At 65.7% G+C, this 18,900-nt stretch carries 21 protein-coding genes; 5 read left to right on the top strand and 16 right to left on the bottom strand.

Features of this window, described 5'->3' with window-relative positions; all coding sequences use genetic code 11:
- From PVW46_RS05240 to PVW46_RS05230, 3 genes are all read right to left on the bottom strand, one after another.
- On the bottom strand, positions 1-1,307 hold a 1,307-nt coding region (locus tag PVW46_RS05240; RefSeq protein WP_274575057.1), incomplete at its 3' end, for a methyl-accepting chemotaxis protein.
- A gap of 103 nt (positions 1,308-1,410) precedes the next feature.
- Entirely contained in the window at positions 1,411-2,301 is an 891-nt protein-coding gene (locus tag PVW46_RS05235; protein WP_069208222.1) for a DMT family transporter, read from the bottom strand.
- Between the two features lie 57 nt (positions 2,302-2,358).
- Positions 2,359-3,042, bottom strand: coding sequence for a cupin domain-containing protein (locus PVW46_RS05230; protein ID WP_069208223.1), 684 nt, complete (start codon positions 3,040-3,042; stop codon positions 2,359-2,361).
- A gap of 154 nt (positions 3,043-3,196) precedes the next feature.
- On the opposite strand from PVW46_RS05230, the gene PVW46_RS05225 reads away from it, so the two are divergent.
- A complete protein-coding gene (locus PVW46_RS05225) occupies positions 3,197-3,805 on the top strand; it encodes an exonuclease domain-containing protein (RefSeq protein ID WP_069208224.1) in 609 nt (202 codons plus the stop codon).
- A 111-nt stretch (positions 3,806-3,916) separates the two neighbouring features.
- Here the strand turns inward: PVW46_RS05225 and PVW46_RS05220 are convergent, their stop codons facing one another.
- The 9 genes from PVW46_RS05220 to PVW46_RS05180 all read right to left on the bottom strand — a co-directional run bounded on the left by PVW46_RS05220 (position 3,917) and on the right by PVW46_RS05180 (position 11,124).
- Positions 3,917-5,026, bottom strand: coding sequence for a site-specific DNA-methyltransferase (locus tag PVW46_RS05220; RefSeq protein ID WP_043141145.1), 1,110 nt, complete (start codon positions 5,024-5,026; stop codon positions 3,917-3,919).
- Positions 5,027-5,114: 88 nt separating this feature from the next.
- Positions 5,115-5,744, bottom strand: coding sequence for a ribonuclease HII (gene rnhB, locus PVW46_RS05215; protein WP_069208225.1), 630 nt, complete (start codon positions 5,742-5,744; stop codon positions 5,115-5,117).
- Between the two features lie 43 nt (positions 5,745-5,787).
- Entirely contained in the window at positions 5,788-6,912 is a 1,125-nt protein-coding gene (locus PVW46_RS05210) for a hypothetical protein (protein ID WP_083242168.1), read from the bottom strand.
- A gap of 91 nt (positions 6,913-7,003) precedes the next feature.
- Positions 7,004-7,333 carry a hypothetical protein gene (locus tag PVW46_RS05205; protein WP_043141140.1) on the bottom strand — a complete coding sequence of 110 codons (330 nt, stop codon included), beginning with the start codon at positions 7,331-7,333 and terminating at the stop codon, positions 7,004-7,006.
- 170 nt (positions 7,334-7,503) lie between these two features.
- Complete coding sequence (clpS, locus tag PVW46_RS05200) at positions 7,504-7,809, bottom strand: ATP-dependent Clp protease adapter ClpS (RefSeq protein WP_069208226.1); 306 nt, start codon at positions 7,807-7,809, stop codon at positions 7,504-7,506.
- 185 nt (positions 7,810-7,994) lie between these two features.
- Entirely contained in the window at positions 7,995-9,638 is a 1,644-nt protein-coding gene (groL, locus tag PVW46_RS05195) for a chaperonin GroEL (protein ID WP_043141135.1), read from the bottom strand.
- Positions 9,639-9,708: 70 nt separating this feature from the next.
- On the bottom strand, positions 9,709-10,020 hold the full coding sequence (locus tag PVW46_RS05190) for a co-chaperone GroES (RefSeq protein ID WP_043141133.1): 312 nt from the start codon (positions 10,018-10,020) through the stop codon (positions 9,709-9,711).
- A 146-nt stretch (positions 10,021-10,166) separates the two neighbouring features.
- Positions 10,167-10,787: a DedA family protein gene (locus tag PVW46_RS05185; RefSeq protein ID WP_069208227.1), complete on the bottom strand. Its 621-nt coding sequence runs from the start codon at positions 10,785-10,787 to the stop codon at positions 10,167-10,169.
- Positions 10,780-11,124: a hypothetical protein gene (locus PVW46_RS05180; protein WP_052244459.1), complete on the bottom strand. Its 345-nt coding sequence runs from the start codon at positions 11,122-11,124 to the stop codon at positions 10,780-10,782. The genes PVW46_RS05185 and PVW46_RS05180 overlap by 8 nt, the downstream gene beginning before the upstream one ends.
- Positions 11,125-11,278: 154 nt before the next feature.
- On the opposite strand from PVW46_RS05180, the gene PVW46_RS05175 reads away from it, so the two are divergent.
- Together PVW46_RS05175 and PVW46_RS05170 are read left to right on the top strand one after the other, a co-directional pair.
- A complete protein-coding gene (locus PVW46_RS05175) occupies positions 11,279-12,208 on the top strand; it encodes an L-lactate dehydrogenase (protein ID WP_069208228.1) in 930 nt (309 codons plus the stop codon).
- An 81-nt stretch (positions 12,209-12,289) separates the two neighbouring features.
- Positions 12,290-13,207 (top strand): DMT family transporter, encoded by a 918-nt coding sequence (locus PVW46_RS05170; protein WP_223306195.1) that lies wholly within the window; start codon positions 12,290-12,292, stop codon positions 13,205-13,207.
- On the opposite strand, the gene PVW46_RS05165 is transcribed toward PVW46_RS05170, so the two are convergent.
- Positions 13,204-13,878: a DUF2161 domain-containing phosphodiesterase gene (locus tag PVW46_RS05165; protein ID WP_043141125.1), complete on the bottom strand. Its 675-nt coding sequence runs from the start codon at positions 13,876-13,878 to the stop codon at positions 13,204-13,206. The two genes, PVW46_RS05170 and PVW46_RS05165, sit on opposite strands and share 4 nt — an antisense overlap.
- A gap of 86 nt (positions 13,879-13,964) precedes the next feature.
- Between PVW46_RS05165 and PVW46_RS05160 the strand changes: the two genes are divergently transcribed.
- Positions 13,965-14,957, top strand: a complete 993-nt coding sequence (locus tag PVW46_RS05160; RefSeq protein WP_069208270.1) for a TraB/GumN family protein — start codon at positions 13,965-13,967, stop codon at positions 14,955-14,957.
- A gap of 79 nt (positions 14,958-15,036) precedes the next feature.
- The gene (locus tag PVW46_RS05155) at positions 15,037-15,324 is read left to right on the top strand and encodes a hypothetical protein (protein ID WP_069208229.1); all 288 of its coding nucleotides are present in this window, start codon (positions 15,037-15,039) and stop codon (positions 15,322-15,324) included.
- Here PVW46_RS05155 and PVW46_RS05150 read toward each other — a convergent pair.
- The 3 genes from PVW46_RS05150 to dut all read right to left on the bottom strand — a co-directional run bounded on the left by PVW46_RS05150 (position 15,255) and on the right by dut (position 18,900).
- Positions 15,255-17,276, bottom strand: a complete 2,022-nt coding sequence (locus tag PVW46_RS05150) for a M3 family metallopeptidase (RefSeq protein ID WP_069208230.1) — start codon at positions 17,274-17,276, stop codon at positions 15,255-15,257. The genes PVW46_RS05155 and PVW46_RS05150 overlap by 70 nt on opposite strands.
- Before the next feature lie 101 nt (positions 17,277-17,377).
- Positions 17,378-18,430 carry a HesA/MoeB/ThiF family protein gene (locus tag PVW46_RS05145; RefSeq protein ID WP_069208231.1) on the bottom strand — a complete coding sequence of 351 codons (1,053 nt, stop codon included), beginning with the start codon at positions 18,428-18,430 and terminating at the stop codon, positions 17,378-17,380.
- Positions 18,430-18,900, bottom strand: a complete 471-nt coding sequence (dut, locus tag PVW46_RS05140; RefSeq protein ID WP_069208232.1) for a dUTP diphosphatase — start codon at positions 18,898-18,900, stop codon at positions 18,430-18,432. Before dut ends, PVW46_RS05145 begins: the two co-directional genes overlap by 1 nt.

The following is an 18,900-nucleotide window of genomic DNA, read 5'->3' as shown; positions in this document are numbered from 1 at the left end:
AGGTTGGTCTGAAAGGCGATGTCGTCGATGACGGTGATGATCTGCGAAATCTGGTCAGAGGACTTTGCGATCGACCCCATCGCCTCAAGCGCCCTTGCCATGACCTCGCCGCCTTGTTCCGCCCGGCGACGGCCTTCGACCACCTTGGTATCGACCTCCTGGGCCCGGGCCGAGGCCGACTGCACGCTGGCTGACAATTCGTCGAGCGCAGCGGCCGATTCCTCCAGCGTTGCCGCCTGAACCTCGGAGCGGCGCGACATCTCGTCGGACATGCTGGACAATTCGTTGGCGTTGCTCGCAACCGCGTCGGCGCTTTGCCGCAGCGAGCCGACCAGATCGTCAAGCGTGTCGGCCAGGCTGTTGAAATCGGCGCAAAGCTGCACGTAGCTGTCCCCGAGATCGTGCCATTCACCCTCGTCGATACGATTCTGCAGATCGCCGCCGCGCAATTGGCTCATCGCGGCACTGAAGGCCTGGAACAGGTCCACCCGTCGGCCATTCTCGGCGACCATGCGCTTTTCGGCGGCGTCCGCAGCCAGCAGCTTGGCCCTCAGATCCTCGAGGTTGCGCGAGATCATCCCCACCTCGTCGGCCCGCGCGGTATCGGAAAGCTCGAACTCGTAGTCGTGCTGGGCAAGGCGCCGGACAGCATCGCGGGCGCGCTGGATCGGCAGGGACAAGGACCGGCCAAAGATGAAGGCCAGGATGAGCGCAACCGCCACCACCAGTCCGTTCCCGAGCAGCTGCTTGATGTCGGAGGCCGCGGCCACGGCAGCCGCCTCGGATTCCAGCTGCGTCACATCGGCGGCCAGGGCATCGGTCATCGCCAACAGCTCGCTGCGGGTTTCCTCCAGCGAGGGCAGAATGGTCCTGTAGGCAAAGGCCTTGCGGTCGAACAGGGTCAGCCCGGCCAGCGTCTCGACTTCACCGTCCAGGGCGGCCAACCGTTCGGCCATTTCAGCCAGGCGGGTCGCCATTTCGGGGCGCTGCGCCCCGGACACGCGGGTGTCGGCAAAGCTTGTCCGCACCTCTGCAAAACGGTCGGACATGGCCGTCAACTCGGCCCGCATGTCCTCCATCTTGGCGTCATCGCCGGCAACGAACAGCATCATCGCCAGTTCCGCGCTCTGCATCCTGTTCGTTAGGTCGCCCAGAAGCCGGCTTTGAGAGAACATGTCGGAAGTGTGGTAGAGCTTGGCCGTGAGTTCGGATTTCACCGTCCAGGAAATGACCGAGAGTACCAGCAGTGTCGCGATAAAGGCCGATGCCAGCAGCATCACCTGAATTCGGATCGAAAACCTTCCCATGAATCGCCCTCACATCTGTTTTGCGGGCAAATTGCCCACGCGTCAGAGCGGGTGTAGCGGGGAGCAGGTAAACAAAACTTTCCGCAGCGGCGGAATTTCACATTCAATTCTTGGCAGTTTCGCGGCCGGTGGCGGGGATCTTGGCCAATTGCACCGCCAGGATGCCGGCTGCGATCACGGCCACACCCAACAGGTCGAGCGGTCGCAACGCCTCGCCCAGGAAGACGGCGGCGATGGCCACGCCCAGGAACGGGTTGAGAAAGTGGAAGGTCGCGGAACGTACCGCGCCGACGCGGTTGACCAGCAGCACCCAGACAAAGGTCGCCGCCAGGCCAGGCACCAGCGTGGTATAGACAAAGGCCGCGATCAGCGAGGCAGACCAGTCGATCTGCACGGTCTCCAGCGTCAGGGCCGGCACCCAGAGCACCGCACTGCCGATCAGCATCTGCAGGCCAACCACCATCATGAAGTTCCCGCCCGAGGTCGCCCCGCGCAGCGACAGGGTGGCAACGGTCAGCGCGATGACGCCAAGAACACAGAACAGCACACCCACCATGTCCAGCCCACCGCCGAACCGCGCCCCCATGATGATGGCCACGCCGGCCATGCCGGCGACCAGCCCGAACAGCGCCTGCGGGCGCAGGGTCTCTCCCAGGAACAGCCACCCGGCCAGCGCCACCAGCAGCGGCATTGTCGAAGCGATGATGGCCGCCAGAGAGGCCTCGACCGTCTGCATGGCGACGAAGTTCAGCCCCAGGTAGAGCGCGTTCTGGCAGACACCAAAGACGATCGTCGCACGCCATTGGCCCCGGGTCAGCCGCCAGCTCTGCCCCATCGCCCAGGCGATCGCCACCGCCAACAGGCCCGAGATCAGGAAGCGCAGGGCCAGCGCCGAGAGCGGCGGGGCCGCCGCAACGATGATCCGGGCAGAGGTGAAGGCCGAGGACCACATCACCGCGAAGGCGAGGCCCATCAAGATCGCGCGAGTATCCATGCCAAAGCATTAGGCGCTTTCGCAGGCGACCGAAAGGCCGCTTTGCGCGTGCCCGCGCTACTCTGCCGCCCGGCTCCCGTCCGCGACGGTCGGCAGGTGGCCGGTCTTGATATAGAGGAGGCAACCGTCGTCCGAAAAAGGCGTGTGGCTAGAACCGTCGGGGCTGCGGATCCAGCTGCCAGCCGGATAGCTGCCGTGTTCGTCCTGCAACCGCCCCTCGATCACATAGACCTCTTCCCCGCCGCGGTGCGCATGGGGCCCCAGCCGCGTGCCCGGCGCAAAGCGGACGATCCGCACGCGTTCCCCGGGGACGTCATGGACCAGCAGCTGACTCAGGCCCGGCGCCACTTGCTCGAACGCCGCAGCCTGCGTGGCGACGGCCTTCTGCTCGGTATCGGCGGGATCGAACTGGCACAGCTTGACCAGGATGGTCGCGCCGTCTGGGCCGATATGAGGCGTGTGCGCGGTGCCGATCGGGTTACGAATATAGCTGCCGACCGGGTAGTCCGCGTGCTCGTCAGAGAACACGCCCTGCAGGACCAGGAATTCCTCGCCGCCGCCATGCGTATGCGCGTCGAACTGGCTGTTCGGCGCGAAACGGACAATGGTCGTGGCGCGGGCCACCTCGTCGCCGATCCGGTCCAGCATCATCCGCTCTACCCCGTTGGCGGGCGAAGGACGCCACTGGTAATCCTCGGGGCGGATCACCACCCGTTTCGAGAAATCGGCATTCAGTTCCATCTCGCGCCTCCTGCGGCTGATCCCCGTGCAGACCCTGTGCACCCCAGTCTAGCCTGTCCACCCCTGCTGACCAGCCTTGGCGCGCAAATCCCGTTGAGACCCGCCCGCTCCGGGACTAGCGTGGCGCCAGTTTCGTTTAGGTGGAGTGGATTGGATGACTTTCGCCCTGATTTTCGATTGTGAGTTCCTGACGGCCGAGGGGTCCCCCTCGCGTTTCTGGTGCGGGCCCTACGATCCCGACCCCGTCGTCGCCCAGATCGGCGTGGCCAAGTTGGGTCTGGACGGGGACTTCCCGTTGCTCGACACGCTGCGGCTGTATGTGACCCCCCGTGACCGGCAGGGCGCGCCCTGGCAACTGGACCCGTTCTTTACCCGCCTGACCGGGATCACCCAGGAACAGATCGACACTGAGGGCCTGCCCCTGGCCGAAGCCCTAGCCCGGACGCGGGACTTTGCAGAGGGCAAGCGGCTGTGGTCCTGGGGCAAGGACGAATTCAACATGGTCGCCATCAGCTGCTACGTCGAAGGCATCCCCGCGCCCCTGCCCGCCTCGCGGTTCGGCAATGCCTGCGACCTGCTGCTGAAGGCCGGGATGCCCTACGAGGATCTGCGGCAGACCCGCAGCGACCGGCTGGCCGATTACTACAAGCTGGACCACCCGCCGCTGCGCGGCCACGATGCCTTGGATGACGCGCTGTCGGTGACCTATGTCCTGCAACACCACCTGCGGCAAAACCGGCTGACCGCATCGGATTTCGGCTGAGGCCGGGACAGAAAAATGCCCCGCCTGCCAAAGGGCAAGCGGGGCCAGTTCGTGCCGCGGGCTATGCGCGGCATCGGCGGTGTTCATGGTGATTTCGGGTAAGGGTCAGTCCTACCGTTCGGCCATTTCAGACCGGATCTGCTGGCGCAGGACGTCGATCGGCACGGTCTTGCCGTCACGCTTGAAGCACCAGTAGGTCCAGCCGTTGCACGAGGGCGCACCTTCGAGCTTGGCCCCCACCTGGTGGATCGAGCCCTTGACGTCATTGCCCACCAAGGTTCCATCGGCGCGCACCTTGGCCCTGTGGCGGCCGTTCATGCTCCACAGTTCCTCGCCCGGTCGCAGCATGCCGCGTTCGACCACCTGGCCAAAGGGCACGCGCGGCTCGGCGCGTTTCGAGGCGCTGACCTCCAGCGCGACCTTGTCAAAGGCCCGCACGCTGGCGATGCGCTTTTCCGCGACGTCGCGATAGGCGGCCTCGCGTTCGATCCCGATCCAGTCACGGCCCAGCATCTTGGCCACGGCGCCGGTCGTGCCGGTGCCAAAGAACGGGTCAAGCACCACGTCACCCGGGTTGGTCGAGCCGACCAGCACACGGTGCAACAGGGAGGTCGGTTTCTGCGTCGGATGCGCCTTGTCGCCGTTGGCGTCCTTGATGCGTTCCCCGCCGTTGCAGATCGGCAAAACCCAGTCGCTGCGCATCTGGATGCCTTCGTTCAGCGCCTTCAGCGCCTCGTAGTTGAAGGTGTATTTCGCGCCTTCGCCCTTGGACGCCCAGATCATCGTCTCATGCGCGTTGGTGAACCGCTTGCCACGGAAGTTCGGCATCGGGTTGGACTTGCGCCAGACAACATCGTTGAGAATCCAGAATCCGGCGTCCTGCAACGCGGCCCCGACCCGGAAGATGTTGTGATAGGAGCCGATCACCCAGATCGCCCCGTCGGGCTTGAGCAATCGGCGCGCCGCTGCGAGCCAGTCTTGGGTAAACTTGTCGTAGGCGGCAAAACTCGAAAACTGGTCCCAGTGGTCATCTACCGCGTCCACCTGGGAGTTATCCGGTCGATGCAGCGCGCCCTTCAGCTGCAAGTTGTAGGGCGGATCGGCAAAGATCAGGTCCACCGAAGACTCCGGAAGGCTCTGCATCACCTCGATGCAGTCCCCGGACAGGATCGTGTTGATAGGGAGCGCATCTGCGCCCGTTACCTTGGTCATCGTCGTCATTCTCTGCCTCTGTCCCGCGGCGCTTGTGCGCTCATTGGTTGGGCAAAAGATGAGTCAAAGGTGATTCGCGGTCAATTCTATTTTTGAATCAGTCACTTGTGTTTTTCGCTTGCCACAAGATATCGCGCACGGGGGCGAAGGAACGTCTATGATATGGGGTCACCCCCAAATCTCGGAGTGCAGATTTGTGACACTTCGTCGGGTAGCCTGCGTTTGTTTCCCAGCCGTATCCGGGAAACTGTGTCGCGGCCTCCTTCATGACATTATCGCGCCAAGTTTTCGCCACAATTGAGGCCGCCGCAATGGATGGAGAGCGCCCGTCCCCGCCCACGACCGGGGTCGCCGGGCAGGGCAGATCCACCGGAAGGCGATTGCCGTCGATCAGGAGATGGTCGGGCACGACCGGCAGATCCGCCACCGCGCGCCGCATCGCCAGCAGGCTGGCCTGAAGGATGTTGAGCGCGTCGATTTCCTCGACGCTGGCCACGCCCAGCCCCACCTGCGCGCTTTGGCGCAACAGGGGCGTCAGCAGGTCCCGCCGCTTCGCTGTCAGTTTCTTGGAGTCGTTCAGCCCCTCGGGGATCGAGGCGCGGTTCAGGACGACCGCTGCGGCCACCACAGGCCCTGCCAGCGGTCCGCGTCCCACTTCGTCGACCCCGGCCACGCAGGTACATCCACGCGCCCAGAGCGACTCTTCCAGTTCAATCGTCAGTCCCATGTCCCGGTTGAACCCGAAGGCCCGCCCCGAGGCAAGCCCGGGATCAGTCCGCCAGCCGCGACAGGATCGGCAAGCGTTTCGACAAGACCCCGGCGCCTGCCGTCAGGATGGCCATCACGACGATCCAGCCCAGGAAGGGCACGAGTCCGATTACCGCCGTCAGCATGGCCCCGACAAACCCCGCCAGGACCCGAAAGATCCAGGACTTGGGCAGAGAGAATGCGGCACCAATTACTGTGGCGCCCAGGCCGTAGGCGCCCACCACGAGGCCCGCCAGCCCCAGCGCCAGCGCCGCCAGCCAAAAGAACGGCGTCAGCAGGGCGCCGATCAGGGTCAGCGCCACCAGCACGCCACCGCCCAGCAAGACTGAAAGCCCAAGGAACCCCGACAGCACATTGCGGAAGGGTCGCGCAGCCAGGTCCTCGGCAAAGCCCCCCATTGCCCTGGGTGCGATCAGGGCCGCCAGCGCGGCGATCAGGCCGATGATGACGCCCCAGGTCAGGTAGTCGGCGGCTTCATCGGCAAAGCTGCGCTTGTCGCCGCCGCCGGGATGCTGGAAGGCGCCGCTGACGCGCTTGAACCGCAGCTTGACACGGGTGATCCGTTCCGCCGGCACCACCTCCTCGGGCACCAGCAGCGTGCCCACCTCTTCCTCGTACAGAGTCAAGGTGCCGTCGATCCGGGCGCCGGGCCCGAAGGTCAGTTCGCGCGTCGAAATCACCGCGTCGCCCGCCACCGGGGCGTCCAGTTCAACGATCTCGCCGTTCAGGATCATGCTTTCGCCGATTGGTGCCGTCACCGACACCTCCGAACCGAAGGCCCGCAGGTCGCCCCCGACCGGGGCATCGACCGTGATCGTATAGCCCGCCACCGCGGCATCACCGGCCACCGCGCCCTCGATCCGGACACGCTGACCCGCCGCATAGAGGCTGCCGCCCAGGTCGGCCCCGATATCGACCCAGCGTCCCGCCATATGCGCGTTGCCGGTGATCGGCGCGGCCAGCCGGACCCCTTCGCCCGCCAGGAAGGCATCGTCGCGACCGTCCTCCCCCATGCGAACGGACTGGCCCGCCTTGTAGACGTCGTTGCCCAGCACGGCCTCTTCGTCCTGCGCCAGGGCCGGAACGGCCAGCATCAGGCTCAGGATCACCAGCAGATTCTTCAACATGCGCAAACTCCCTGCCGCATCGGGCAACTTCCGGGCGACGCATCACCACAGACTCCCTGCGCTGCCTTAAAGCGCGGGTCAGGGAGCAGGCTCAACCCTTTTTGGTATCGGTTGCGGTGGCTTCTTCGTCCAGCAGGGCCGAGATCAGGGACAACACAGCTTCTTCCTCGGACACCTTGCGCGACGAGATCCACATTTCCAGCCGCGCGCGTTCCTCGCAGCTGAGCTGGACAAGGATCGGACGACGGTCACCCGAAGAAACGGTTTTCTCCCAGCCGATCCCGGCATCCAGGGCACGGCGCAGGGTCTGGCGCACTAGATAAGCCAAGGGGACATGCGCCACGGACTGGCGGACAAGCGCCTTGCGCAGGGGCTCCGGCAGCCCCAGGACAAGGGCTTTTCTCGCATCGCGCCGACTCATGGCTTCCTCGTTATCGTATTGAGAGAGTCTAACAGATTGCAGGCCCGCGACGAGCCCCGATCTCGTGAAAGTTGTATGCGCGCCCGGCCTGCGGCGGCAAGTCGGAACGCGCCGGACTCGTTCCCGAATACGGCAAAGCGACGGCAGGGAACAGGGGTGGTGCGGCTTTTCTATTCTTCTCGCTCGGTGGTGAAGGTCAGCGGATAGCCCGCCGACTGGCCTGCATCATTGCCCTGCTGCGCCTTGGTTTCGGCCACTTCACGGGTAAAGACGGCCACCACGCTGGCACCGCGCCGATGCGCGGTCAGCATGACGCCCAACGCCTCGGACTCGGTCATGCGAAAGATACCCTTCAGCACCGCCACCACGAAATCGCGCGGGGTGAAATCATCGTTCAGCAGGATGACCTTGTAGAGCCTGGGCCGCTCGGTCCGGGTCTTCTTCTCGGTCTTGGGCGGCGCTGCGATCCCGCTCATGGCGCATCTCCCCGGCTGACGGTCGCTGTCAGGCCAGAGTGACAGGTCCCCCTGTCCCGGTCCAGTCCACCCCGGAAACGAACAGGGGCGCCCGAAGGCGCCCCTGCGTGATCTGATGGCGGTGCGGCAGATGGCGTATACCCGCCTGCCGCCCGGCTGGCCTCCCCGAAGGGAAAGCAGCCGTATTACATCATGCCGCCCATGCCGCCCATGTCGGGCATGCCGCCGCCGGCGCCTGCGCCTTCTTTCTGCGGCTTGTCGGCCACCATCGCTTCGGTGGTGATCAGCAGGCCGGCAACCGAGGCTGCGTCTTCCAGAGCGGTGCGGACAACCTTGGCCGGGTCGATGACGCCGAACTTGAACATGTCGCCATATTCATCGGTCTGCGCGTTGTAGCCGAACTTGAGGTCGTCGGATTCGCGGACCTTGCCAGCCACGACCGAACCGTCGACACCGGCGTTCTCTGCGATCTGGCGCAGCGGAGCTTCCAGCGCCTTGCGCACGATCGAGATGCCTGCGTTCTGGTCGCTGTTCGCGCCGGTCAGACCGTCGAGCACCTTGCCACCCTGAACCAGGGCCACGCCGCCGCCGACGACGATGCCTTCCTGCACGGCTGCGCGGGTCGCGTTCAGAGCGTCGTCCACGCGGTCCTTGCGCTCTTTCACTTCGACTTCGGTCATGCCGCCAACGCGGATGACGGCCACACCGCCGGCCAGCTTGGCCACGCGTTCCTGCAGCTTTTCACGGTCGTAGTCGCTGGTGGTTTCTTCGATCTGGGTGCGGATCTGCGAAACGCGCGCTTCGATCTCGGCCTTCTCGCCAGCACCGTCGACGATGGTGGTCTCGTCCTTGGTGATCGTGACCTTCTTGGCGGTGCCAAGCATGTCCATCGTGACGTTTTCCAGCTTCATGCCGAGGTCTTCGGAGATGACCTGGCCGCCGGTCAGGATCGCGATGTCCTGCAGCATGGCCTTGCGGCGGTCGCCGAAGCCCGGTGCCTTGACGGCTGCGATCTTCAGGCCGCCGCGCAGCTTGTTGACCACGAGGGTCGCCAGCGCTTCGCCTTCGACGTCTTCCGCGATGATCAGCAGCGGCTTCTGCGACTGGATCACCGATTCCAGCAGCGGAACCATCGGCTGCAGCGACGAGAGTTTCTTCTCGTGCAGCAGGATCATGCAGTCTTCGAGATCTGCGATCATCTTGTCGGGGTTGGTGACGAAGTAGGGCGACAGGTAGCCACGGTCGAACTGCATGCCTTCGACGACGTCGGTCTCGGTCTCGAGACCCTTGTTCTCTTCGACGGTGATGACACCTTCGTTGCCGACCTTCTGCATCGCGTCAGCGATCTGGCGGCCGATTTCGGCTTCGCCGTTGGCCGAGATGGTGCCGACCTGCGCAACTTCGTCCGAGTTCTCGACGGTGCGGGCAGCGTTCTTGATCGCGTCCACGACCTTGGCGGTGGCCAGGTCGATGCCGCGCTTGAGGTCCATCGGGTTCATGCCGGCGGCAACCGCCTTCATGCCTTCCTTGACGATGGCCTGGGCCAGCACGGTCGCGGTGGTGGTGCCGTCACCGGCTTCGTCGTTGGTGCGGGAAGCGACTTCCTTCACCATCTGCGCGCCCATGTTCTCGAACTTGTCTTCCAGTTCGATTTCCTTGGCGACAGACACACCGTCCTTGGTGATGCGCGGGGCGCCGAACGACTTGTCCAGAACCACGTTGCGGCCCTTGGGGCCCAGGGTCACCTTGACCGCGTCGGCCAGGATGTTGACACCCTTCAGCATCTTCGTGCGGGCGTCGGTATCGAATTTCACGTCTTTTGCGGACATTTATCTTCTCCAGTAGACAGATGGGGTCATATCAGGGGGCCGTCGGGCCGCCCTCGATCACGACAGGCGTTCAGGCCGCGGCTGCGGCTGCGTCGTCCGTGATGATGCCCAGAATGTCGCTTTCCTTCATGATCAGCAGCTCTTCGCCACCGACGCTGACTTCGGTGCCGGACCACTTGCCGAACAGGACCTTGTCGCCCTCTTTCACGGCCATCTCGATCAGCTCGCCGCTGTCCTTGCGTGCACCTTCGCCACACGCGACAACCACGCCTTCTGCCGGCTTTTCCTTGGCGCTGTCGGGAATGATCAGCCCACCAGCAGTCTTTTCGTCGCTCTCGACGCGACGGACCAGCACGCGGTCATGAAGCGGTTTGAATGCCATCTTCGAGTCTCCTAGCTCAAAGTTACTCCCGTGAGGTCCCCCGTCGTGGGCAGACCCCGTTATCACTCACACCAGGCGAGTGCTAACGGCGCTGAGGTAAGGAATGGCATGGCGCGAGTCAACAAGAGCGTGAGAGAAAATTATCGTCAATCGGCCCTGGCCGGACGGGAACCGGCCCTCCGGCGGCGCAGCTTGATCCCCAGCGCCAGCGCAAATGCCGCCGCCACAGCCAGCGCCGAAACCAGCCCGCCCCAGTCGCTGACCACCTCGGCCACGCGGTCGATCTGGGTCCCGAAGGCAAAGCCCAGGCCGACATAGGCCGTCACCCAGATCGTCTCTCCCGCCGTGTCCCAGAGGGCGAACCGCCAGCGCGACAGACCCAGAGACCCGGCAACGAGGTTGACCCAGGGACCAAGCGGCGCCAGCAGCCAGGTCGACAGAAAGACACCGACACCGCCCCGCGCCTCAATCACCGCCTCGCCCCGGGCGATCAGCCTGTGCCGCCCGGTGCGACGCGCCACCCATCCCAGGAAAGGCTGTCCGCCCCAGCGCCCGACCTGGAACCCGGTGTTGTCGCCGGCCAGCGCGGCCAGCCAGCCCGAGAGCCAGACCTGCCACAGCACAAGATCCCCCGCCGCCGCAAAGGCCCCCGCTGCCAGCATCACCAGCGAGGTCGGCACCGGCACCGCAAGGCAAGACACGAAGGCAGAGCCCGCCACCACCCAGAGCCCCCAGGCGGACACCAGTTCGAAGGCCCAGTCACTCATCCGGATGCGCCATGCGCCAGGCGGCAATGGCCGCTTCCAGGTCGTCGATCAGCACCTGTACCGGAACGCCGCGCTCCGCCGCCATGCGCTCCAACGGCCTCGGCCCTTCGCCGTCCGGCACCATTTGCAGGGCCTCGATCACCACCTCGCGCGGGACGTCCCAGCTCATCGCGACAAAGCGGGGCGACATCCAGGGTGCGATGGGCATGTCCTGATGCCGGGGATCTGCCCAGTACAGCATCCCCGAGACCAGCCGAACGGCAAAGACCGCCGCCACCAGCAGCGCGACGGTCAATCCCGCCGTCAGAAAGGGCGCCTCGCGCCACAACCGTCGCATTTCCCGCCTCCTGCATGATTGCCCACAGCCTAACCCCAACCTGCCACCTGACGCAGCAGTGACACGCCGCCGCGCACAAATTCCGTCGCAGCGTTTGCCCTTCGGGCGGGCGCGTCCCTAGGCTGGCCATAGGTCAACACGGGGGAATCGCGCCATGAAACTGGGAATCATCGGCAGCGGCATGGTCGGCGCCGCCGCCGCCTTTGCCTGCACCCTGCGCGGCGCCGCCTCGCGCATCGTGCTGGTCGACATCGACACGGCCCGCGCCCGGGCCGAGGCCGAGGACATCGCCCATGCCGCCCCTTTCGCCGGGGCCACCCAGATCGACGCGGGCGACTACGACGACCTGGCCGGTTCCGGCATCGTGATCCTGGCCTGCGGTGTCGGGCAGAAACCGGGGGAAACCCGGCTGGAGCTGCTGGGCCGCAATGCCGCCGTGTTCCGTTCGGTGGTCGGTGAGGTGATGCGCGTCTGCCCCGATGCGATCCTGCTGGTCGCCTCGAACCCGGTCGACATCATGGGGCAGATCACGCAGGCTCTTTCGGGCCTGCCACCGGGGCTCGTCATCGCCTCGGGCACGATCCTTGATACCGCGCGTTTTCGCTGGCTCTTGGGCCGTCACCTGGGGATCGCGCCCCGGTCCATCCATGCCTACGTCCTGGGAGAACATGGCGACAGCGAGGTGCTGGCCTGGTCCGCCGCCCGTGCCGGGTCCATCTCCGTTCAGGGGTTCGCCGAACAGGTCGGCGCGTCGCTGACGCCCGAGGTCCGCGACCGGATCGATAATGGCGTGCGCCGCGCCGCCTATACCATCATCGAGGGCAAGGGCGCGACCTGGTACGGCATCGGCGCCGGTCTGGCCCGGATCGTGTCCGCCATCGCGCAGGACGAGGGCGCGGTGCTGACCGTCTCTACCTTGGGAGACGTCATGGGCGTGCAGGACGTCGCCTGTTCGGTGCCCCGGGTGGTGGGCGCGCAGGGCGTGACAGAGGACCTGGTGCCCGACCTTTCGCCAGCCGAGGCGGACGCCCTGCGCGCCTCGGCCGAGATGTTGCGCGATACCGCTGCCGCCGTGCCGGTCTGAGCCCCCCTTTCATGTCGCCGCCAAGAGGTCTAGGCTGCCAGGCAATGCGCAAGCCGCGCAGTCCCCAGCCAAGAGTTCCCCATGCCCGCGCCCACCGTCGCGCCCCTGCGCAGTGCCCCGCCGCCGTCGCGATCCGACAATCTACGCGGTATCGTCCTCATGCTGTCGGGCTTTTTCTGCTTTGCCGCCTGCGACGTGCAGGCCAAGTTCCTGACCGACAGTCTGCATCCGGCTCAAGTGGTCTGGTTCCGCCAGATCGGGCTGGCGCTCGGGGTGCTGGTCCTGATCGCACTGCGTGGACCGCATATCCTGCGCTCGCGGCTGCCGGGCCTTCAGATCATGCGCGGGCTAACGGCGGTCTGCTCTGCCCTCTGTTTCGTCCTTGCGGTCAGCTTCGTGCCACTGGCAGACGTCGTGGCCGTGACGTTCATCGCGCCCTTCGTCGTCACCGTCCTTGGCGCGGTCGTTCTGCGCGAACCCGTGGGCGTCCGGCGCTGGGTCGCTGTGGGCATCGGGTTCGTCGGTATGCTGATCGTGATCCGCCCTGGGATGGGCGTTTTCCATCCCGCCATCGGCTTTGCCGTGGCCGCCGCCGGCTTCTTTTCGCTGCGCCAGGTGCTGTCCCGCAGCCTCAGCGGGACGGATTCGGTGATGACCACGGTCGCCTATACCTCGCTCACCGCGATCACCGTGGTCAGCCTGACCCTGCCCTTCGTCTGGCGCACGCCGGACGGGTTCGGGCTCTGGCTCATCGTGGCGGGCCTCGCCGTCACCGCCGCCCTGGGCGAAATCCTGGTGATCCGTGCCCTCGACATCGCGCAGGCGGTTGTCGTCGCGCCGATGCATTACTCGCTGATCATCTGGGGCACGTTTTACGGCTACGTCGTCTTTTCGGATCTGCCCGACGGCTGGACGCTGCTGGGCTGCGGGATCATCGTCGCCTCGGGGCTGTATACGCTGCACCGGGAACGGCTGGCGGCCAAGCGCGGCACGGACTAACGTCCGACCTCCCAGCTGTAGGCCCAGTGTTTCAACCCCTCGCGGCCGGTCTCGGTCAGGGCGTAGACGCCTTTGCCCTGACGTTCGAACCAGCCATAGTGGTTGTCCCGCATGATCCGCGTGGCCATCGCAACACCGGTGGCGCTGGCCACGTCGCGCCCGCGACAAGCCCCGTGTTCGGCCAAGTGCGCCGCGCAGGCCAGCGAATCCTGGCGATAGCCGGTCACGATGCCGTGCCGCGTCGCCCCGCCCTCGTTCGGATCGCCGCGCAGCCGCTCGAAGGCGCGCAGCAATTTGGCCGCCTTGGCCTTGTTGCGCCGCGGTACATAGGGGCCGGGATCGCATTGCACCTCGACCGTGCCATCCGCGCGCACGGTGATGAAACCCAGGCCAAGACGGCGGCACATGGCAAGGTTGTCCTTCAACGCCCTTCGCGTGCTGGGCCCGGTTGGGCGCGGCACGGCGATATAGACATGATCGCTGACCGACAGCCGGGCGCAGGCCTGGTGATACAGCGACAGGGTGATCCGCAGTTTCAGCTCGACGATGACGGGCGGCTCGTCGCCGCGCAGGGCGACAAGGTCCGCCGCGCCGACCTCTCCCTTGACCGTATAGCCCTGCGTTTCCAGCAAGGCCTTGACCGGCGCATATAAATCGCTCTCCCGTTCCATCCCTGCAGTCTCTGCGCGGGGCTTCCCCTTGTCCAGAACCTGCCCGCCGGACTATGCACAAGGGGCCCAAACCGGAAAGCGAACCCATGCGCCTGATCCTGATCGCCCTGACCCTTCTGGGCCTCTGTACCGCCCCGCTCTACGCCAGTTGCCAGGGGCGCGACCTGATGGGCACGCTGACCGACAGCGAAAGGGCACGCTTCGAGGATCAGCTTGCCGCGACGCCCTATGCCCAAGGCAACCACTGGCGCGCCACGCGCGGCGACCAGACCCTGCACCTGGTCGGCACGCTGCACCTGGGCGACCCGCGCATGGACGCCCCGGCAGAGCGGCTTGCCCCGCTGGTCGAAGGCGCGGACCTCTTGTTGCTGGAAATGGCAGCGCCGGAGAAAGAGGCGCTGGAAACCGCGCTGAAAACCCGGATGGACATGTTGCTGCTGCCCGACAGCACCCTGCCCGAACTCCTGCCTGAAGATGAGTGGGACCGCCTGTCCCAGGCCATGCGCCTGCGCGGGATGCCGCCCTTCATGGCCGCCCGGATGCGGCCCTGGTATGTTTCGATCCTGCTGGCGATCCCGCCCTGCATGACCGCGCAACTGGCCGAGGCCAACGGGCTGGACGCCCGTCTGGAACGCGCGGCGCTGGCCGCCGGCGTGCCGACGCAGTCGCTGGAACCCTATGAAACCGGGTTCGCAGCCTTCTCGGACATGCCCCTGGACACGCAGCTCTTGATGGTCCGGTCCGCCCTCAGCACGCCCGAGGATGGCGAGAACCTGTTCGAGACCATGCTGACCGCCTATTTCGGCGAGGCTCACGCCGCCAGCCAGATCGTGCTGGAGGTGCTGTCACCCCGGCTGACGCCGCTGACGCCCGCGGAAAACGCCCAGGTCTTCGAAGTGCTGGACGATGCGCTGATTTCCGGCCGCAACCGCGCCTGGATTCCGGTCCTGACAGAGGCACTGGACAACAGCGAGGGTTATGTCGTCGCCGCCTTCGGCGCCGCACATCTCGCCGGAGAGCACGGCGTGCTGCAACTGCTCGAGAACGAGGGCTTTGCGCTGGAGCGGGTGCCGTTCTGAGCTGATCGGGGACCCAGATCAAGGACATCCGTCCTCAGCACCGTTTATCCTGCCGCCGATCCGCAAAAAGGAGTCGGCAATGAATCTCAGGGCGAAACGAAAGGAATTGCAGGGTGTGAACGGCGCTCTCGGGCTGGTCGCCGGGTTGGGCGGCTACATCGGGAACCTGTATTCCTACGGGCTGGCCACTTTCCTGATGCTGGCCATCTGGATCGTCGGAGCAACCGTGATCAACCTTCTGACCGACCCGCCCGAGAAAAGAACAGGGCGCCGCGCGTCGCGGCGCCCCTGCCATGATCAGGCCGCCAGCCCGCGCCCCTTCAGCAGCGCCTCGACCCCGGGCATCCGGCCCCGGAACTGCATGTAAAGGTCTTCGGCCTCCACCGATCCACCACGGGACAGGATGAACCGTTCCAGCTTTTGCGCGGTTTCCGGATCGAAGGCCCCGCCCGCTTCCTCGAAAGCCTCGAAGGCGTCCGCATCCATGACCTCGGACCACATGTAGCTGTAATAGCCAGAGGAATAGCCGTCACCGGCAAAGACATGGGCGAAATGCGGCGTCGCGTGGCGCATCACGATGGCGCGCGGCATGCCGATGCTTTCCAGAACCTCCGCCTGCTTCTGCATCGGATCGGCAGGCGCCGCGCCGGAATGGAACTCCAGGTCCACCAGCGCCGAGGCAACGTATTCCACCGTCTGGAACCCCATGTCGAAATTCGCCGCCTTCAACACCTTGTCCAAGAGCGCCTTGGGCATCGGCTCTCCGGTTTCGGCATGGGTGGCGAATTCCGCCAGCACCTCCGGCACCTCCAGCCAATGCTCATACAGCTGCGACGGCAATTCGACGAAATCCCGCGCAACGGACGTCCCCGCGACCGAGCCGAATTCCACATCCGACAGCATCTGGTGCAGCGCGTGGCCGAATTCATGGAACAAGGTCCGCGCATCGTCATAGGACAAAAGCGCCGGTTTGCCCGCCGACGGCTTGGCGAAGTTGCAGACATTGACCACGATCGGCGTCTTTTCCTGGGGCCGTTTCGCCTGCATCCGAAAGGCCGAACACCAGGCGCCGGAGCGTTTCGAGGACCGCGCAAAATAGTCCCCGATAAAGACCGCTACGTGTTTCCCGTCCCGTGTCACCTCGAAAGCGCGGCAATCGGGATGGTACATCGGCACCTCCAGCGGCGCGAACTCCAGCCCGAACAGGCGGTTGGCGCAGGCAAAGGCCGCCTCGATCATCCGGTCAAGCTGCAGGTAGGGCTTCAGCTCGGCCTCGTCGAGATCATGTTGCGCCTTGCGCCGCTTTTCCGCGTAGTAACGCCAGTCCCAGGGTTCCAGCGGCCCCGGTATGCCATCGGCGTGCAGCATCTGCTCCATCTCGGCGGCATCCTTCAGGGCCGCCGCCTTTGCCGGTTCCCAGACCGCCATCAACAGCTCACGCACCTTGTCGGGCGTGCCCGCCATCTCGGTCTCCAGCTTGAACCCCGCGAAATCGGCATAGCCCAGCAGCTTGGCCCGCTCCTCGCGCAGCTTCAGCACTTCGCCCGCGATCCCGCGGTTGTCGGTCTCGCCGCCGTTCTCTCCGCGCATCACCCAGGCCCGCCAGGCCTTTTCGCGCAAGGCGCGGTGCGGCGAGAATTGCAGGAAGGGCACGATCAGCGACCGCGACAGCGTCACCACCGGGCCGCCCGTGCCTGCCGCCTCACCGGCGGAACGCGCCGAATCCACGACAAACTCCGGCAGGCCTTCAAGATCATCCTCGGCCAGCTCCATCGACCAGGCGGATTCGTCCTTCAGCAGGTTCTGGGTGAACTGCGTCCCCAGAACCGCCAGCCGCGACTTGACCTCTTTCATCTGCTCCGCGGCATCGCCTTCCAGCGCCGCACCCGCACGGACGAAATCGCGGTGCGTCAGGTATAGCACCCGCGCCTCTTCCTCGGAGAGGTCCAGCGCCTCACGCTGGTCCCAAAGATCCCGGATGCGGGCAAAAAGCGCTGTGTTGGAATAGATCGCCGAGGAATGCGCAGACAGCCTGGGGCTGAAATCGCGCTGCAATTCCTGCCGCTTGTCGTTGCTGTCTGCCCCCGCCAGGTTGAAGAAGGTGCCCAGCACCTTGTCCAGCGCTGCGCCCGATCCTTCCATCGCCAGGATGGTGTTGTCGAATGTCGGTGCCTCGGGATTGTCGGCGATCGCCTCGATCTCGGCCAGGTGCGCGGCCAGCGCCTCGTCCAGCGCCGGGGCAAAATCCTCGTCCGAGATATCGGCGAAGGGCGCGATGCCAAAAGGCGTGTCCCAGTCGACAAGCAAGGGGTTTGTCATATGGCTCTCTCCTGTCTCGATACAGCAAAGCTAGGCGCCCGCGCCGCCCGCTTCAATCGCAACAAGGGTTTCACCGGACGGGAACCCGCGAAGGGCGGGGTTCACCCCGCCGTCCCGCCACAGACCGGGCAATCCTCGCGGCGCTTCAGCGTGATCTTGCGGGTCTCGCTCCAGAGCGCGTCGTAAATCAGCATCTCGCCCCGCAACACGGCCCCCGCGCCGGAGATCAGCTTGATACATTCCACCGCCATCATGCTGCCGACGACGCCCGGCAAGGGCCCCAGCACCCCCGCCACCGCACAGCTCGGCGCCAGCCCCGGCGCCGGGGCCTCGGGGAAGATGCATTCGTAACAGGGCCCGGAATGGGTGGGATCAAAGACCGACACCTGCCCTTCCCACTGGCTGAGCGCACCCGAGATCAGCGGCTTGCCCGCCGCGACGCAGGCCCGGTTCACCAGGTAACGGGTGTCGAAATTGTCGGTCCCGTCCAGCACCACGTCATATTCTTCCAACAGCGCCGCCGCGCTCTCGTCGTCCAGGCGCCGCCTGTAGGGGCGCACCGCGATATAGGGGTTCAGGGCCTCCATCGCCGCCTGCGCGGAAAAGACCTTGGCCATGCCGATCCGCGCATCGGTGTGGATCACCTGCCGCTGCAGGTTGCCGCTGTCGACCTCGTCATCGTCGATCACGCCGATGGTGCCCACACCCGCCGCCGCCAGGTACAACAGCGCCGGAGAGCCAAGCCCCCCCGCACCGACCACCAGCACCTTCGCCTCTTTCAGCCGTTTCTGCCCCGGACCACCCAGCTCGCGCAGCACGATATGCCGGGCATAGCGTTCCAGCTCCCCTTCGCGGAACTTCGACGGATCGGGCGCCGGCGCCTCTGCCGCCTCCTTCCGGACCGCGCGCGCCTTCAACCGGCGTAGGCCCAACGCATAGGCAAATCCCAGCACCACGAAGCCGCCCAGGATCAGCCAGAGCGCCGCACTGCCGCCCGTCAACTCGCGCAGGGGATGGCCTACGGGCAGCACCACCTGCACCATCAGCACCAGGACATAGAGCAGCCCAAGCATGTAGAAGCGCGCCCGGCGCGGCACCTTCATCAGGTGCCCGATGCCCCAGATCACCGCAGCCAGTGCCAGCACGAATACCATCAGCCGCGCCCCGTCGACCCGAAACCGCCCGCGCCACGCGCGGTCTCGTCCAGCGGCCCTTCCCGGAACACCGCCCGCACCACCGGCGCCACAACCATCTGCGCGATCCTGTCGCCATGGGCGATCACGAATTCCGCCTCGCCCGCGTTCATCACGATCACCCCCAGGGGACCGCGATAATCGCTGTCGATGGTCCCCGGCGCATTGGGCAGGGTAATCCCGTGTTTCAGCGCCAGCCCCGAGCGCGGCCGCACCTGCACCTCGAACCCGTCCGGAATCGCGATCCGCAACCCCGTCGGCACCAGCACCCGCGCCCCCGGCGCCAAAACGATTTCCCCGCGATCAGGCAGGTTGGCACGCAGGTCCGCCCCCGCCGCGCCCGGCGTGGCATAGCGCGGCAGTCCCAGTCCCCTGTCCGCCCCCGCAACCCAATCGAAGGCAATCGCGACCTGTGCTTCTTCTTGGTTCAA

This window comes from Mameliella sp. AT18 (genome assembly GCF_028807275.1).
In the GTDB taxonomy this organism is placed as follows: Bacteria; Pseudomonadota; Alphaproteobacteria; order Rhodobacterales; family Rhodobacteraceae; genus Antarctobacter; species Antarctobacter albus.
This window is presented reverse-complemented; position numbering and strand designations above follow the sequence as displayed.

Bases quoted from the DNA above. Each gene is read 5' to 3' on its own strand.
- PVW46_RS05145 (WP_069208231.1), bottom strand. From the start codon at position 18,430: ATGGTATTCGTGCTGGCACTGGCTGCGGTGATCTGGGGCATCGGGCAC.
- PVW46_RS05190 (WP_043141133.1), bottom strand. From the start codon at position 10,020: ATGGCATTCAAACCGCTTCATGACCGCGTGCTGGTCCGTCGCGTCGAG.
- PVW46_RS05230 (WP_069208223.1), bottom strand. From the start codon at position 3,042: ATGGAACTGAATGCCGATTTCTCGAAACGGGTGGTGATCCGCCCCGAG.
- groL (WP_043141135.1), bottom strand. From the start codon at position 9,638: ATGTCCGCAAAAGACGTGAAATTCGATACCGACGCCCGCACGAAGATG.
- PVW46_RS05225 (WP_069208224.1), top strand. From the start codon at position 3,197: ATGACTTTCGCCCTGATTTTCGATTGTGAGTTCCTGACGGCCGAGGGG.
- PVW46_RS05235 (WP_069208222.1), bottom strand. From the start codon at position 2,301: ATGGATACTCGCGCGATCTTGATGGGCCTCGCCTTCGCGGTGATGTGG.
- PVW46_RS05155 (WP_069208229.1), top strand. From the start codon at position 15,037: ATGAATCTCAGGGCGAAACGAAAGGAATTGCAGGGTGTGAACGGCGCT.
- PVW46_RS05160 (WP_069208270.1), top strand. From the start codon at position 13,965: ATGCGCCTGATCCTGATCGCCCTGACCCTTCTGGGCCTCTGTACCGCC.
- clpS (WP_069208226.1), bottom strand. From the start codon at position 7,809: ATGAGCGGGATCGCAGCGCCGCCCAAGACCGAGAAGAAGACCCGGACC.
- PVW46_RS05220 (WP_043141145.1), bottom strand. From the start codon at position 5,026: ATGACGACGATGACCAAGGTAACGGGCGCAGATGCGCTCCCTATCAAC.
- PVW46_RS05170 (WP_223306195.1), top strand. From the start codon at position 12,290: ATGCCCGCGCCCACCGTCGCGCCCCTGCGCAGTGCCCCGCCGCCGTCG.
- rnhB (WP_069208225.1), bottom strand. From the start codon at position 5,744: ATGGGACTGACGATTGAACTGGAAGAGTCGCTCTGGGCGCGTGGATGT.
- PVW46_RS05210 (WP_083242168.1), bottom strand. From the start codon at position 6,912: ATGTTGAAGAATCTGCTGGTGATCCTGAGCCTGATGCTGGCCGTTCCG.
- PVW46_RS05185 (WP_069208227.1), bottom strand. From the start codon at position 10,787: ATGAGTGACTGGGCCTTCGAACTGGTGTCCGCCTGGGGGCTCTGGGTG.
- PVW46_RS05165 (WP_043141125.1), bottom strand. From the start codon at position 13,878: ATGGAACGGGAGAGCGATTTATATGCGCCGGTCAAGGCCTTGCTGGAA.
- PVW46_RS05205 (WP_043141140.1), bottom strand. From the start codon at position 7,333: ATGAGTCGGCGCGATGCGAGAAAAGCCCTTGTCCTGGGGCTGCCGGAG.
- PVW46_RS05175 (WP_069208228.1), top strand. From the start codon at position 11,279: ATGAAACTGGGAATCATCGGCAGCGGCATGGTCGGCGCCGCCGCCGCC.
- PVW46_RS05180 (WP_052244459.1), bottom strand. From the start codon at position 11,124: ATGCGACGGTTGTGGCGCGAGGCGCCCTTTCTGACGGCGGGATTGACC.
- PVW46_RS05150 (WP_069208230.1), bottom strand. From the start codon at position 17,276: ATGACAAACCCCTTGCTTGTCGACTGGGACACGCCTTTTGGCATCGCG.